General features: G+C 49.1%; 9 protein-coding genes. 8 read left to right on the top strand and 1 reads right to left on the bottom strand.

Going from position 1 to position 16,043, the window contains the following annotated elements; all coding sequences use genetic code 11:
- Nucleotides 1-42 precede the first annotated feature (42 nt).
- On the bottom strand, nucleotides 43-336 hold the full coding sequence (locus JUJ53_RS00740) for a DUF4007 family protein (RefSeq protein WP_239124675.1): 294 nt from the start codon (nucleotides 334-336) through the stop codon (nucleotides 43-45).
- 683 nt (nucleotides 337-1,019) lie between these two features.
- Between JUJ53_RS00740 and JUJ53_RS25385 the strand changes: the two genes are divergently transcribed.
- The 8 genes from JUJ53_RS25385 (at nucleotide 1,020) to JUJ53_RS00700 (ending at nucleotide 15,969) form a co-directional block, all read left to right on the top strand.
- A complete protein-coding gene (locus JUJ53_RS25385) occupies nucleotides 1,020-1,862 on the top strand; it encodes a DUF3883 domain-containing protein (protein WP_204150074.1) in 843 nt (280 codons plus the stop codon).
- Between the two features lie 80 nt (nucleotides 1,863-1,942).
- Nucleotides 1,943-2,749 carry a phosphoadenosine phosphosulfate reductase family protein gene (locus tag JUJ53_RS00730; protein ID WP_204150073.1) on the top strand — a complete coding sequence of 269 codons (807 nt, stop codon included), beginning with the start codon at nucleotides 1,943-1,945 and terminating at the stop codon, nucleotides 2,747-2,749.
- Between the two features lie 27 nt (nucleotides 2,750-2,776).
- On the top strand, nucleotides 2,777-3,607 hold the full coding sequence (locus JUJ53_RS00725; protein ID WP_204150072.1) for a DUF4007 family protein: 831 nt from the start codon (nucleotides 2,777-2,779) through the stop codon (nucleotides 3,605-3,607).
- 2 nt (nucleotides 3,608-3,609) lie between these two features.
- Nucleotides 3,610-4,056 (top strand): hypothetical protein, encoded by a 447-nt coding sequence (locus tag JUJ53_RS00720; RefSeq protein ID WP_204150071.1) that lies wholly within the window; start codon nucleotides 3,610-3,612, stop codon nucleotides 4,054-4,056.
- A 50-nt stretch (nucleotides 4,057-4,106) separates the two neighbouring features.
- On the top strand, nucleotides 4,107-9,557 hold the full coding sequence (locus tag JUJ53_RS00715; protein WP_204150070.1) for a hypothetical protein: 5,451 nt from the start codon (nucleotides 4,107-4,109) through the stop codon (nucleotides 9,555-9,557).
- Nucleotides 9,557-14,161 (top strand): protein kinase, encoded by a 4,605-nt coding sequence (locus JUJ53_RS00710; RefSeq protein ID WP_204150069.1) that lies wholly within the window; start codon nucleotides 9,557-9,559, stop codon nucleotides 14,159-14,161. Before JUJ53_RS00715 ends, JUJ53_RS00710 begins: the two co-directional genes overlap by 1 nt.
- Nucleotides 14,148-15,596: a BREX system Lon protease-like protein BrxL gene (gene brxL, locus JUJ53_RS00705; protein ID WP_204150068.1), complete on the top strand. Its 1,449-nt coding sequence runs from the start codon at nucleotides 14,148-14,150 to the stop codon at nucleotides 15,594-15,596. The genes JUJ53_RS00710 and brxL overlap by 14 nt, the downstream gene beginning before the upstream one ends.
- Nucleotides 15,597-15,606: 10 nt before the next feature.
- Nucleotides 15,607-15,969 (top strand): aminotransferase class V-fold PLP-dependent enzyme, encoded by a 363-nt coding sequence (locus JUJ53_RS00700; RefSeq protein ID WP_343327867.1) that lies wholly within the window; start codon nucleotides 15,607-15,609, stop codon nucleotides 15,967-15,969.
- Nucleotides 15,970-16,043: the final 74 nt, after the last annotated feature.

Here is a 16,043-nt window from a genome sequence, read left to right as displayed (position 1 = left end):
CCAAGCAACGGAGTCTGAGAGCCGCCGCTTAATCCCAAACAACTACAGATACAGTTGACTGGCAGCGACTTCTCTCCTATTTCCGATAAAGTCTAATTCATCAGACGGAAATTCTAGTCGAGGAAATTGGTTAAAGGCAATATCCCAAGCGGTTGCCAAGCAGGGCGGCTTGAGTAATGAGCCGTACAACAGCCAGAGGGAGGCCGGATCTTCTAGACATGGATCGTAGCCTTGATCGCCTAATACATGTTGACCAAAGGAGGTAGCGGTGAGAGTGCGATCGCTTTCCTCTAGCACATGCAAGGCCATACACCAATATCGCATGGAACGCACCATATTTTTCCCAACGCCCAGGCGATGGGGGCATCGTCGCGCATAACAATCTGGGGATCGGTGTGGGCCTTGTCATATCCTTTCTTCAAGCAACCAACGTGGGGATGAAAGGTTTTGTGGCGGGCAAACATGGCAGTAGGTTTAGTATCAGGTGGCATCAGGGGTGAAATGGGCGAAGGGGTAGGCAGGGGCGATCGGGTGCGCCATGGTCAAGGGTGATGCGTTGATAATCACGACATAAAATGGGCATCTAAAAGTGGGCATCTATCTGTCAAGGTTGAAATTACGGGATAATCATGTAGAGATGTTGGCATGACTATCGTCCGTCACCCAGCTTGACAGTATCTGTTTGATCCTGTGGGTCGACAGTTGCGATCGCTGAGGTCAGGGTGAAATCTACGCACGTTACCATGCCACAGTTTCGATGGCAAATGCTGAAGACGTGAATCTTTATTACATTTTCTACAGCTTGTGACCTAAATTGCCGGTATTTGAACGTTGAGGGCTCGGGAGCGATCGCGCCCTTATCCCCAATGGTTTACCACTCTAGAGGATTGGGCACATACTCGATGATGGGGTCATCTTTCAATCGGCAAGTTGAACAACAAAGTTTTGAAGAGGTGTTAGGGCAAAGATGACTGTGGGAATTCTTACTCTAGGGATGTTCCTAGGTAGGATGCAGCCTTGTGTCTAAGGGTCATGTGATTTTTGAGTGGGGAGCCATGCGATCGATTTCGGAGCTGATCGAGTTTTTGGATCAAACAATGTCCATGACGGCAGTGTATCAGCCAGTCGTTATTCTGCATCTGCTGACTCGGAATGGGATAGCAAGTCGAAAGGAGCTGGCACGCGCCCTTGGCGGCTACGATCGCTCAGATATCAGCGAGTGGGACAAGATTTTGATGGATAATCCCAAACGCTGGTTAGTCGGCAAACACGAAATTCTGAGTTATCACAAGGACAGCCAAAATTTTTCTTTAAATGTTGACCTCAGCGATCGCCCCGGAGTTGACCAAGCAATTAAGCTCTGCGTCGAGAAAATTACGGACTGGATTAGTCGAGCCATCGAACGCAATTCCCTAGACGAAGCAGAAATTCTCCGGCTATACCAAGTTTTGGACAGCGCTCGGCATGGTGGATATGATCAAGAAGCAGACGTTGATAGTGAAACAGATGAGTTTGCCATGGCAGTATCCGTACAGCTTTTGCATCAAGACTATCCTGATCAGCCCATTACCCAGCAACCCCACGATACTCTAGGGTTCGATATTCTAGTGGGCACTGTTCAGGCACCCATCGCTTATGTGAACGTTAAGGCAACACCGGCCCTAATGCCAACGATTGCCTTGAGCGAGGGAGAGCGACAATTTTCCATCGAACAATCTGATAAATTTATAGTAATGGTTATTTATGCCATCAACCTTGCTGCTCATGCCTACCGTGTTGCTCGCCATACTGGAGCCATTCAGCCTCAAACGAATGTTTTAGTGCCAACGCGGTGGAAATTAATGCTGTCTGAATCTAGCTAAGTGCGGCAGATTTGGGTAGAGTAATACAGATGTTTTGATTCTCTGAATTTAGTTAGAGAGTTTGTACAATTAGGATAGGCATGGCTCAATCAGCAGTTCGACACATTCTTGGATTATCCGGCGGCAAGGACAGCACAGCCCTCGCTATTTTGCTTCATCAAGACATTCCAGAGATGGAGTACTTTTTCTGTGATACCCATAAGGAACTGCCGGAAACCTACGAATACCTTGACCGAATTAAGGCTCGTCTAGGTATCAAAATACACTATCTCAGTGCAGCTCAGGGATTTGATTATTGGCTGGATATTTATGGTGGATATCTCCCCTCACCCAGAAGCCGATGGTGTACTAGGCAAATGAAAATTAAACCCCTAGAGCAGTTTGTAGGGGAAGATGCTGCCATCAGTTATGTTGGAATTCGGGCGGATGAGGATCGAGATGGCTATATTTCTACTAAGCCGAATATTCAGCCGGTATTTCCGTTTAAGGAGCAAGGTCTAGTCAAGCAGGATATTCTCGATCTTCTAGAAGATAGCGGTATTGGTCTGCCAGACTACTATCGTTGGCGGAGTCGATCAGGATGCTTCTTTTGTTTCTTCCAGAGAAAATATGAGTGGGTGAAGCTGGCGAAAGAGCATCCTGATTTGTTTGCTGAAGCTGTGCGCTATGAGCAGGAACACAAGGATGGGCGGCAGTATACCTGGACAGATGGTGAAACCTTGCTAGAACTGCTTGCGCGCGAAGAAGACATCATAGCTCACCATGAAAAATCGGTCGCTCAGCAAAAAGCAGCTCCCAATGGTCAATCGCTATCGCTCGTAGATATTTTAGATGACTTGTTTGATGAGGAAGTGGATGGCTTACCTTGTTTAGCTTGTCATCTATAGGTCATCAGCCATATAAGGGTTTTGTTCATGCCACAACTACAGCTCAGCTTTAATGCATCATTTGCACTGAAAAAGGAAGACTTGCTCAAAATCCTACGCGTAGCAGCAGATGAAGAAGGTTTAGCTTTTCCACTTTCAGATTTAATGACTAAAACAGGATTGGGGAACAAGAAGGTTGGCCCAATGAAAAGCTGGGCAATTCGAGCTGGACTAGTGCAAGGACATACCCTAAGTCCTGAAGGGCAGCTCATTCTAGAGCGAGATCCCTATTTGATCAGTCCCCTCACAGATTGGTTCATGCACGCCCATCTCAGCCTAGCTGGGCACGGTTTTGCTGCTTCTCCTAACCAGCCTGCCGACTGGGGCGGTTGGCCTTGGCTTGTCTACCACTATGCCCCGCTCCATGCTCAGTTCACCCTTGACGACCTGGTGCAATACAGCAGCGCTGTCTTTGCTGACGATACGCCCAAAGTCCTGACCAAAAACTTTAAGCTACTTCTCCGCACCTACACCGACTCGACGGCCCTGTCTGCCATTCGATGGCTCACCCTGAATGGCACAACCTACACTACCGGCGACGTTCAACTGCCTTCTCCCTACCTCATAGGCTATATTCTCGCCAAACTCTGGGAGCGTGACTACCCCGACGATACCTCCATCCTCACCAAAACCTTGCTCGACCAACCCTTTGGCCTAGCTGCCCTGCTTGGTCTTTCCAATACCCAACTGCAAACCCAGCTCGATACCCTCGAAACCTACGCCATCCTCGAACAACGCCGAGAGGTGCCCCCCTTCCAACTGGTGCGCCGCTGGCTCTCTCCCCTCGACCTTCTTGACAAAGCCTACGCAGGAGCCTAGCTATGGCGATCGCCCTCGACCAATTTCCTCGCCTAAGTACTGCCCGCCCAGCCAACCAAGCTCATCTATTGCTATGGGATACTCCCACGGAGTCTGACCTTAGTCAGCTTGCTTTTTTCAACAATGCTCAGCGGATTAACTATCGCGATGATCTGCTAGCCCGTATCGATCCAGGCGATCGCTTCCTCACCCTTCATCACTACCCTGAACGGGAGCTAGAGGCCATCAAAATGATCTGTACCCGTGCCCAAAAACCCATGGTGTTGCTGGAAGGCCTCGATTGCCTGATCACCTATCTCCGCACCCAGCCCCAAGGCCGCGTCACCCTGTTTTGGAGCACCCTCGAAAAAACCCGCAAACTCGACGCCCTGCTTTGGATCCTATTGCCCATCCAACTCGCACCGCCTAGCTGGCCAAGCGATCGCCTTCACACCCTTGCTGCTGTCTAATCCTTCAATCCTTCTGCCCCTTACCCACGACTGTGCCTAGGTAATCCATCATGCGTCTGAACCAGATTGTTGAAGTTAACCAAACCGGTGTCCTGCGGAGTTCAGTTAACTTGGATATGGTGAACAACCCAGAGGACAACCGTGATCTCTGTAGGGGCTTCATCTTCAACTACAACCATCAACAGCCTCAAGCCTCCACCGTTGGTATTCTCAGCCGGTTGCGCGATAGCTACCGCAGCCGCAATGAGTCCAACATTCATCTGATGGTTCAGCAGTATGGCAAAGGCAAATCTCACTTTGCAGTGGCGATCGCCAATTTTTTTGGCAAGGCCCATGAATCGGCTGAAGTTCAGGGGGTGTTAGACCAAGTCAAACAAGCTGTCTCAGGTCAATCAGACGGATTGATCGAAGGCCTTCAGGCGTTTAAGAAAAGCCGCCGCTTTTTGGTCATTTGCCTGCGGGGGGATTTGGGGGGTGATCTACGCAAACAATTTCTCCAAGCGGTTAATCAAACTCTAGATGCTGAACACGTTGGGGATGGAGCGATCGCTCGCCACATTTGCGGTAAACCCTTACAGTTTCTAGAACGTCTCAATCCTGCAGACGTCAAACGGGCCAACGATTACCTGTATGCTATCCAACATCCTGATGGCGACATCAAAAACCTGACTAACCTGCTGCGCAATAACAACACCAGCGCTATCCGTGCCGTGAAACAGGTTGCAGAACATTTGCTCGGCATCGTCCCCGACTTTCAAGACAGCATCGACATTGAAGCAATTCTGAGTGACCTTATTACCACCCTCTGTACTGGTGAAAATGCTGTCTTCGGAGGTATTCTCATTCTATTTGATGAACTCTACTACTACCTAAAAGACTGGGCCAATGACGAAATTGGTGCCGGCGGCACCGCCTTGCAGAACATCACCAACATTTGCGAAAACTACAAAGGTAAAATTGCCCTGCTTGGCTTCAGTCAAACTAGCCTGCAAAGCGAGCTGGGTATTTCGGCCAATACCCTAGAATCCTATCGCAAACTATCTACTCGCCTCGCTCCTCGGGATGCAACCTACACCCCCGCCTCCAGCCTAGAACTTGTCATCGATAGCTTGCTGGTGCAAAAACAAGGCACAGACCTTTGGCAACAGTTTACCCAACGCTGGCAAGAAACGCTAGTCGGTGAAGCCCGCGCCGCCTATGAGACCTACATTCCCGCCTACAAAGCCCGGGGCTGGTCCTTCCCTGATTTCTGCAAACACCTGTCCTTGGGATGCTTTCCCCTGCACCCCATCACCGCCTACCTCTTAGCCAATCTACCCTTCAGCCAAGATCGCTCCGCCATCGAATTCCTGCGCGGCGCTGTCACTCAGATTATCCAAGAGCAACCCGTTGAAGTTGAGGGACGGCTGAACTTCATCTACCCCGTGACTCTCGTCGAAGCCTTCCTCGACAACTTTGAAAACCAGGGTAACTTCCACGCCTACCAAGAGGCTCGCCATACCGTCCTCAATTCCGACAACCCCGACGAGCTGCTAACCCTCAACGCTCTTTTGCTCTACCATGCCAGTGGCGGCAGTCTTACAAAACGCGACAACCACCCCCACGAAGATATCCTCAGCCGTCTGACCGGGCTATCGCCGCTCAAGCAAAAAGAGGCGCTGCACGTCCTTACGGAAGTACGCCAACTGATCTACTACCAGGCGGCTACCCGAACCTATATCTTTTTCCCCGGTAAGAATCCCAATGCTCTAGAAGACAAAATCAACGATATTGTGCGAGATAAAACCTCCACGGTTGACAGCCTCGTGCAATATAGTCGGGGTCAAGTTTCCCGATTTTTACAAAGCTCCACCTGTATGGCCCGTGAGTTTGTCCACACCCACAAGCAAGTGGGTGATGACTGGCAATTTGTTCATCGCTTTTATACGATTGATGGTCTACGGCGCGCCCTTTCCAGCTCGTTGAAGATGGAAAAAGTGAGCGATCGCGGCATATTGGCCTACGTCTTGGCTCGTAGCGTTGAGGAGCTGGAAGAGTTCCGCCGCACCGTTGACAAAGACCTAGAGCGATCGCCCAATCGACATCAGGTAGCGATCGCCATTCCCACCGAGCCGGTTGGAGACCTGGATCGCATCCTCCTGAAGCTTCAGACCCTCGAACAACAGGAACCTGAAGAACGCCGTTTTGCGGGCGAAGCCTACACCCAATTAATCAAGCGCTGGCGAGATCACCTCGACATTACTCTCAAGCGCATGGTTCAGTCCCGCAGTTGTAGCTTCCATTCCATTACGCAACACAAAGTGCCCACGCAGCAAGCCACCGATCCCAACTTTGTCATCAGTGCATTATTAACCGAGCGATATTCCTTCGTTCCACCCATTAACAGCATTGATAAGCTGCGAACGGGTCATGCTACTGGCTCCAAGGTGACTGGTTTTATTGCTAAACAATTATTCAATGGATCCCTCGGCGTCAATAGTCTTCCCAGTGAATCAACCTACCAAACGATTCTAGATGAGGTATTTTGCACAAGCTGGAAATTGTTTCGTAAGACCTCCAGCGACTATAAACTTCAGGTTCCCACTGAGACCAAGGTGCGAACAGCCTGGGATAAGATTTCTGACATGACCCAGCTCAATGGACAGGTAGAACGTACCATCACTCTCAACGATCTGTGGCTAGTCCTGTCCAGTGCGCCCTATGGTTACAACGAATATACCTTTACCGTACTCCTGGCTGGTTGGCTGGCCTACCATCGTCGTGAGGTTACACTGCGCGGCTCCAAGGTCGTCAAACCCAGACGAAATCAGCCCTCCACCATTATCACCCAGGCTTTGAAGGAATGGGCTAGTACGGATATCTTAGATAAACCCAAACTCTTTGTGGCAGAGTGGATTGAGAAAGGCAACAGCACAAAACTAATTCGCCGTGAGACGCTTAAGATCCCGGAACTGCCAACATCATCCATGGCCTATGACCAGGCTCAGGAGTATCTGATCCAGGCCCAACGCTTCCTAGATTCGTCTGAAGCGGATGAATCAGAGCTTAGAAAGGTGCGGCAAACGGTGCAGCTCGTTACCACAGAGGTTGGCAGAATCGACCAGTGGTTTACCCCTGTAGAAAAGGCTGAGGCCTTGAACGATGCGACGTCCCTCCTAGACTTAATTCATGCCTACACGACCCTGTTCCAAACCATGCCATCCCCACGGCTTGAAGCCGAGGTCATTTCTGTCCATCCCAGCGCCGCTCAGAGCGATCGCCAACAGAATGTCCAAAATCTAGTGCGCGATCGCCTAGAGCATCAAATTACCGCCCTTTGCCAGCAAGCGAAGACCCTCACCGATCTAGATAGCTGTAAAACCTATCGTCACAGAGTGCATGACACCATCAAGGCACTGAAAAAAGCGCCCCATAGTCCCCCCCATTTTGTTGAACAGTTGCAGGCCGCTGATCAACTGGCTCAGACAACCAGCCAGCAGATTGAGACGACCCAACGTTTACAAAGCCAGCTACAGCAGGTGCAAACCTTGGCGCGGCAATTGGGCAGTCAGTTCAGCCAGCAGGACTATACCCAAACCCAAGCCCAGATTCAGCACCTGTTGACTACCCTCCCTGCCGATACCGAGCCTGGCCGAGAAGCTCGCCAGATGGTGCAAGATTTGGAGCTGCTTCATAAGGAGCTGATTCAACAAATCGACGCTTGGGAAGAGCGGGAAACCAGTGCAGCGGCTTCTGCATCGGTGATCAACCTGATTGAGGAAATCAATCAACAGCGCATTCGCTTTACTGAGCCAGCTGATGTGCAGCGGGTACAGGTCTTGCTTGATAAACTAAAAGCTAAGGTATCTGCTGTTCAAGCTCAAGATGATGCGGCTAAGCTGCTTCAACAAGAATTATCGACTACTCTGACCAATGCCCAGCAAAAACTCCAGCGTTTGCGTGATCTACCGTTCACAAAAATTGCCGAGATCTTTCAAGTCTACCAAGACCTGATCAGCATCCACTTTCCGGATACCCTAGGGCGATCCGACGCAGTCCAGCAGGCCCATGCCCAACTGCAAGACTTCAAGCAGCGGGGGCGATCGCTCCTCAGCAGTCGATTTCAAGATATTTGCGATCGTAAAATTACTACCCTCAAGGATGCTCAGCATCTTGGTGATCTGCTTCAGCAGGCTGGCACTCTTGTCAGTTCCTCAGATGAATTCGCAGACATTGCCGCTAGCGTTGATGCGTCTCAGCAGCTTTTAGTAAGCCGTCGCACAGAAATTGAACAGCAGCTTAAGGAGCGTAAGGCACGGGAGGAAGACCTGAAAATCATGCAGCAGATTCGCCAATATCAATCGGAGCGGATGAGTACTCTAGCTCTGTGTGAAGATGCTATGGCTGCTGTCAATAGCCTCTACGCTACCCTACACCAGCCAACGGTCTACGGCAGTGAAGTGGAGCAGATTCGCCAACTACTCACCCAGCGCATAGCGGATAATCAGCAGCGTCTGCAATCTATCCGCGATCGCCTAGCGTCGCTAGAAACGCTTAAGGATCTGGAGCTACTCCAGGCTGACTATGCCCGTCTAGAGCTAGCCTTTCACCAATCGTCCCTCGCCGATGATTATCAGCAGCTTGCTCCCCAAATCCAAGCCCTGCGCGCCGATCTTGAGACATTGCATAACTTAGAGATGCAGTATCAAGCTAGTGGAGCGATCGCTGACTGTCAAGACTTGATCGATCAGCTTGGGGATATACAGGTATCACTCCATGACCTAGGGCGCTTCCAAGGAGCCTTGACCCATCTGGAAACTAAGCTCAAGAAAAAAATTCAATCCTATCTTCAAGGTCTCAATAAGCTAGAGCAACGCCTGTCACGCACAGAAACCGTTGCTGAAGCCCAAGCGGTACAAGAGGCTCTGCTCCAGCAGGCTCAATGCTATACGGCCTCTGAGGAGAACCATCGCTATCAGGCTCTTGTTGCTGATAGTAAGCTGGTGATTGAATTCCTGCAGCAGACTGAGTCTATGAACACGAGTACCCTTGAGGCTTGTAGTGAACGAATTCAATGGCTCATGGACTGGAAAAATGCTATTCCTAATCTTTCTTCAGCTTTGAGCGATCGCCTTCAAACGGTGCTCGACGATCTCACTAGCCGACAGCAATTACTACGTCAAGAGCGCATCGAGCAAGCAGAAGCTTGGCTGAAAGATCTGGGGCAACGGGCAGGGCAGGCTGACCGCCTAACGGCTCAAGACCCCAAACGTCTAGATGTCTTTCGCGATATCCAAGACAGCATTCATCATGAACACCATCAATATACAGCATACCTTACATCGGATAAGAAAAAGACCATCACCTACATTGAACATCAATGTCGTACGGAATTGCAGAAAAGTGAGTCCCATCAAATTATTATGCGCTTTAGGCAGTTGCCTCGACCGCAACGCCAGCAGCTCTATCAACAGTTAGCCCAGTTTCTAGATGCTCCGGATGCTCCGGATGGAGGTGTATGATGGCTAAGGTGACTGCCATTGGGCAACCCGTTAATAATGCTGAGCGTGACGTTATTTTCTATTTACGAAATAACTTACCCGACACTTTTGAGATCCTTCACAACCTAGAAATTTGTCAAGGCAAGGAAGTCTTTGAATTAGATCTGGTGGTGATTGCTCCCCACTGCGTCTTTGTCGTGGATATTAAGGGCACCTGCGGGCGGATTGATATCTATGGCTCTAAGTGGCACCCTCAGGAGCGATCGCCCTATCCATCTCCCGTTGCTCTCTTACGCAAACATGCCAAAGGGATTAAAGCCCTAATTCGTGATGCTAACTACGCCAAGCCAGAGCTAAGTAAGGTGCATGTTCAACCGTTGGCTATTCTAACAGCCAGTGACATTTTGATTGCCGACCATACAGGAACTGACGAACCCTACATCACTTACGCTGATCAACGATGTCTCAATTATCTTCAAAGCCACGACTTTATTCCCAACCATCGTAATGCTGATTTACGAGGCATGATCGGTACCATCCGGCAAGCAATTATCGGTAAGTCGGCTCCTCGTAGTCCACGCCCCTGCTATCGTGACTGGCAGGTGATCGAGACCCTGGGTCGCACCCAAGACTATACAGAGTATCGAGCTTACAAGATCTTTTCTCAGGATATTGTAGTTCGTTTGAAGGTCTATCAGGTGGATCCCTACATGGGTAAGCATGAACGGCAAGATGCTCGTCGCCTGATCAGCAATGCCTACCAATCCCTCATGCGAGTGCCGCCCCACCCCAATATTTTGGGCGCGATTGATTTCTTTACCACCTCAGATGAAGACTGTTATGTGTTAGTTACTCACGACCTAGAGGGGCGATCGCTGCGTCAGCATATTCAAGACCAAGACTTGACTGAGGCTGAACGATGGAACATAATCCAATCGATTCTGTCTGCCCTCAACCATGCTCACCAAGCAACGATTGTCCACCGGAACATTACCCCAGATACTATCCTGATTAGCTCAGACGGCATCCCCTATTTAGCCGGGTTTGACTATGCCCGCATTCAGCATCGCAACAGCACGATTGCCGGAGACATTGCAGAGGCGATCGCCGATAATAGTCTGTACCAATCTCTTGAATGTTATCGTAACCCAGCGGCAGCCAGCCCCCAATCAGACCTATGTTCTGCAGGATTAGTGTTTTATGAACTGCTCACCGGTCGCCCAGCTTTCAGCAGTCCTGAAGAGATGTGCGATCGCGCCGCTCAATTTTCCATGCTGCCCTCCGATCTCAACCCAGCACTATCGGCAGAGCTAGATACCTGGCTGCAAACCCTCTGTGCTCTTGATCCTCAATCTCGCTATGGAACGGCAGAGCAGGCTCAGCTTGCCCTGAGCGCGATCTTAACTAGGGATATGCCAGTTCAGCCCGCACCATTACCAGCAGCCCAGTCTGCGCCACCATCGATAGATCTTGAGAATTTGCCCGTTGATACAGTTTTGAACGATCGCTATCGTATTCTAGAGCGTCTAGGCCAGCCGGGCAGTTTTGCGGTTGCTTATAAGATATGGGAAACCTGGGCGAAAAAGACCTGTGTCCTAAAGCTCATCACCCGCGATCGCTATTCCTGTGAAGGGCGTCTAATGCAGGAGTATCAGATTCTGAGCAGGCTGCCTGAGCATCCTTCCATTGTCGCGGCTGTTTGGGCTGACAAACTCAAGGATGGCACCCCCTTTATTGTCTTAGACTTTGTGGATGGTCAAAGTTTAGAAGCAGCGATCGCTTCTGCTCCCCTTTCCCTCGAAACCGCCTATCAGATTGCCCAAGCTATTTTAGAGGGCGTTCATCATATTCATCAGCATGATATCTATCACCAAGATATTAAACCTGCCAATATTCTCCTGATTGATCAGGGCATCAAACTGATTGATTTTAACGTAGCAGTTTTAGCCCAAGATCCAGATGCTATCAATGCAGGTACCCGTCGGTATATGCCTCCAGATTTATTCAATAAGCCTTGCTTATCCGAAGCAGAGCGCATCGATCGCGATCTTTATGGCGTAGGTTTAGTGCTTTATGAATGTCTCACAGGCCGTTATCCATTTCCTACCGATGAGCCACCCCTAGGACAGGTAGCAGCAGCACCCACGGACTTAGATGGGTGCCATACCCTAGATCCAGCCTGGAATGTGGTATTACTACGGGCGATCGCCCCCAAGCATAGCGATCGCTTCACAAGTGCAGCAGCATTCCTCGCGGCTCTCCCCTCGCTGACTCAGAAACCTCTCGTTGTTCAAGAGAAAGGGAGCATGGATTTAGATACCGCGATCGTGGAGTCTAGCCAGGCTGCACCTTCTCCACCTCCTAAGATATCCCCTGAACCTCGCCTCGATCCTGCACCACTGCCAGTCTCGTTGGTGACCGATCACCCAATTATCCTCGATCCTAGCAACGTCTATCCTGTACCTGCTGGACATATATCTATTCGTACGGAAGTTGAATGGTTACAACATCTTGGCAGGCATCATGCTCCCTGCTGGGTCAGTGGTCAGCGATTGTGCCATTGGGCAGAAGACTGGCTGCGCGTTTGGAACCAAATGCATCGAGTCACGATCCAAGCCTCGCCACGCTCACGATTGGAGCAATGGCTGGCTGGGATTGCTATTCCTAATGATTGGAACGATGCCAAAGTTCTATCCTTAGTGGTAAGGTTGGATGCTTACCCTGACGAGGATGCCATTGCGAGTGTCTTGGCAAGCCAAACTAAAAGCGATCCCGTTCTATGGTACCCTGAACCATCAAGAGAACATCTTGCCCAGTGGCTGACTGTGGCAGTTCCCTCTGACCTGCAACCCCTGGAACAAGCATGGTGCCAGGCATTACCGCCAGGCGACTGGACATCTTTCTACCAGCCAGATCATAAACTCGACATATTACGGCAATGGCTTGGTTTACAAGAGCCTTCACTGCCCATCCTGGGCAACTATCCTCATCCTATTCCATCCATCATTCAGGCAGAATTTGAGCAGTTTTGGCAACAGCGACTCTACCGCAATCACGCTCAAGATCTAGACAATCTTGACCTTGCCAGAATATCTGGGGGCGATCGCGTAGCAGAGCTAGCATTTACTATACTGATCCAGCGACCTCAATGGATTACCCGCGATCGCACCCACAGATTATTTCGCTATCTTACCTCAGATCAGCGCCGCAGCTTAGACGCTCATCAAGCCTATCCTCTGCCAACACCGCTACCTCTAGAAGCGTCTCCTGAAGAAACACTTCAATGGGTTACAGCGCAATACTTGCCTTTCCGTCAATGGGAAATTATTTCAAAACAGCCGCCCATCGATCAACAAGACAGTATTGCTTTGGCGGAAAGCTTTGTTAACTGGATTCTAGAGCATTATCCAACCTTAAAAGAAGATCCGGTTGAAACCTCTCACCTAAATTATCATGCAGGGTATCAGGCTCAGGAGCAAGCTTTACAGCATCCAGTTCTTTGGGTTGTGATTGATGGGTTAGGATGGTTAGATCATCAAGATTTGATTAGATATTTAACTGACTCTAATACCTTAAGGTTAGAAACAGAACCTCAGCCATTATTTAGTATTCTGCCCACCAAAACAGAGTATGCCAAGTGGAGTCTCTACAGCCAGCGATTGCCCAATCGAGCAGCCCCTATGGTTCAGGCTGCGCAAGGATTCAACGTCAAGTCTGGTAAGCGCTACACAGATGCTCAGCTTGACCAACTCTACAAAGACTTGCGGCGACGAAACTATCAGCTCTATTGCTGGGATACAACAGAGTTCGATGCTATGTTCCATCATCACACTGACTGGTTCAGTCTTTATAGCAAAGAGCGATCGCTGAAGCTAAAGATAATTGCTGAGCGGATTCATCATTGTTTAGATGAATATCCAGACCCTGACGCGCTAAGAATTGTGATTGCCAGTGATCATGGTCAAATGATGGGCATCACGCCTCAGATGTCTAACCCTCCTCCTGGGTTAACTCTGCAAGGACGGATGGCATTGGGTGCGACGGATGATCCACGTTTTGTGGTGCTGGAGAGCGATCGCTTTGCCGTGCCAGAACATGTTAGCGTAGTTCGAGGAGCGGGTAGTCTTAATGCCTATAGCTACACCACAAATCAAGGTGTGATTGGCTCCCACGGCGGTCTATTTCCTGAGGAGGTGATTGTTGGATATTCTATCCTACGGCGTCAAATTCAGCGTTCTGCTGTCTTGGTGCATGCATCAGGCACTAGTCATGGTCATCTGAACGATCGTCTATCTATCACCATTCAGAATACCAATTCTGTTTCTTTAAGCAATCTTTGTCTCCATATCCAAGAGATTCCTGAATTGTCCCATGGGTATTATCTGGATGAATACATCTCATGGATTGCCCAGGGTGGTACAGTAACGGTAGATATCCCCTTGCCACATTCCATCACGATGTCTGACAATCATCAAGAGAACCATGTTCATCTTTCCCTACAAGGGCACTTAAGCTTTCAATATGCTGGTACGGGAGAAATGGGGTCAGCTATCCTAGATCCAGATTCACACCTGACAATTCAGAGAATGTTTACTAGCGGGTTTGAAATTGATGACTTCCTCTAATCTTCAGTCCTATGACAGCGATCGCGTTCGCCAAGTGTTTAGAGCCTTGAGCATTGACAAAACCCGCTTACCCTCCAGCGGACTAACAGGGGCAGGAGTCCCGAGCTTTGTAGCAGAGTGGCTACTAGACAAAATCATTCCAGGGAATGGGCCATTATCTACCCAAGAATCAGACAAAATCCACGACTTCGTCCGCAAAGCATTTCCACGGAAAGATGATCGTAACGTAATTTCATTTAAATTAACCCAGGGTGAAGTATGTAAAATCATTGCCCTTTTACAGGTCAGGGTACGGCTAGAACGAGGTAAAGGAGAAATTCCAGATCCATTTGCAACTATTCCTGTGTTGAATCTTACTGAGTGCTCTATTTCTACTGATTTAATTGAACGCTATGAAGCGCTACTGCGCCAGGGAGTTTGGGGTAAGATATCTCTAGGCTTGTTAAGTGATGGCACACCAGAGGTTATTGACTTTGATCCGTTCCAATGTTCTAAAGTAGATTTGACAGCTTATGCAGACTGTCGCGATCGCTTCAGCAGTCAAGAATGGCGAGATCTAATGCTCTGTTCTATGGGCTATAACCCCGAGCACTTAGCCTATAACCATCATGCAAAGACTTGGATGTTAGCCCGCCTCTTACCATTAGTTGAATCTAACTTTCACGTGATGGAACTCGCTCCCAAGGGAACAGGCAAAAGCTATGTATTTGAAAATATTAGTAACAAAGTTGCTTTGGTGAGCGGTGGAAAAGTAACCCCTGCTCAACTTTTCATCAACGGGAGAACGAAAGAGGTAGGATTACTAGGGCGTCATGATGTTGTTGTTCTCGACGAGGTTCAAAGTCTGACGTTTGATAACCCCAGTGAGGTGATTGGGCCACTTAAAAACTACTTAGCTAGTGGCCGCTATAATCGCTCAGGCTTCTCGGATATCAGTAGTGATTGTTCTCTAGTCATGCTAGCCAACATTGAACTTGATGCCGATCTACGTCCTCGACATCCCAATCATTTAGTGGCTAATCTCCCAGACTTTTTTAGTGAAACAGCATTTCTCGATCGTTTTGCAGGGATTATCCCAGGCTGGGAGATCCCAAAATTTAACCGAGACATGGTTGCTTTCCAGACCGGACTCAAGATGGACTTTTTTGGAGAAGCCCTGCTGAGCCTCCGTCAAGATAACCGCTATCAATCCTATGCACAACAACATACTCTTTTCGATGGTACTGCAACTGTTCGTGATCAAAATGCTATTTTAAAGTCTGCAGCTGGTTTTCTCAAAATTCTTTATCCTCACCTGAAGCTGACGGTGATGGACTATGAACGAGACTGTTTAGAGCCCGCACGTCAACTTCGTCAATGGATTCGTAACTCTCTCTTCCACCTAGATGATGAATTTCGTCAATATGGTCCTGAAATTAGAATAGGATCACGCTAGTCAAGCTAAACTGAATCCCACGACTACGAAATCCTATCCTATTTATCTGGATTATCGTCTTACAACTCCTGTAGATCCACGCGTTGCCCATTGCATACATCATTATATGGTGACTAAGTTTGGCAATGCAAGCAGTGTTGATCATGCTTGGGGCGATCGCGCAGATATAGAAGTTAAACAAGCTGCTCAGCATGTAGCAGCACTCACCGGTGCCATACCACAAGACATTATCTGGACATCTGGTTCAACAGAAAGTATTAACCTTGCAATTCAGGGGACGATTCATCAGCTAACACGATCGGGAATCACACCTCGCATTGCTGTCACAACGGTTGAGCATAAGGCTGTACGGTGTTGCATAATTAGAGGATGAACAGGAGGAATCTGCCATGCAATGTCCAGAGTGCGGGGCTACTCATATCCGTAAAAACGGCAAGAGAAGTGGTA

Source organism: Leptolyngbya sp. CCY15150 (assembly GCF_016888135.1).
Classification (GTDB): Bacteria; Cyanobacteriota; Cyanobacteriia; order RECH01; family RECH01; genus RECH01.
The sequence above is the reverse complement of the archived record's forward strand: the minus strand, read 5'-3'. Positions and strand labels throughout refer to the sequence as shown.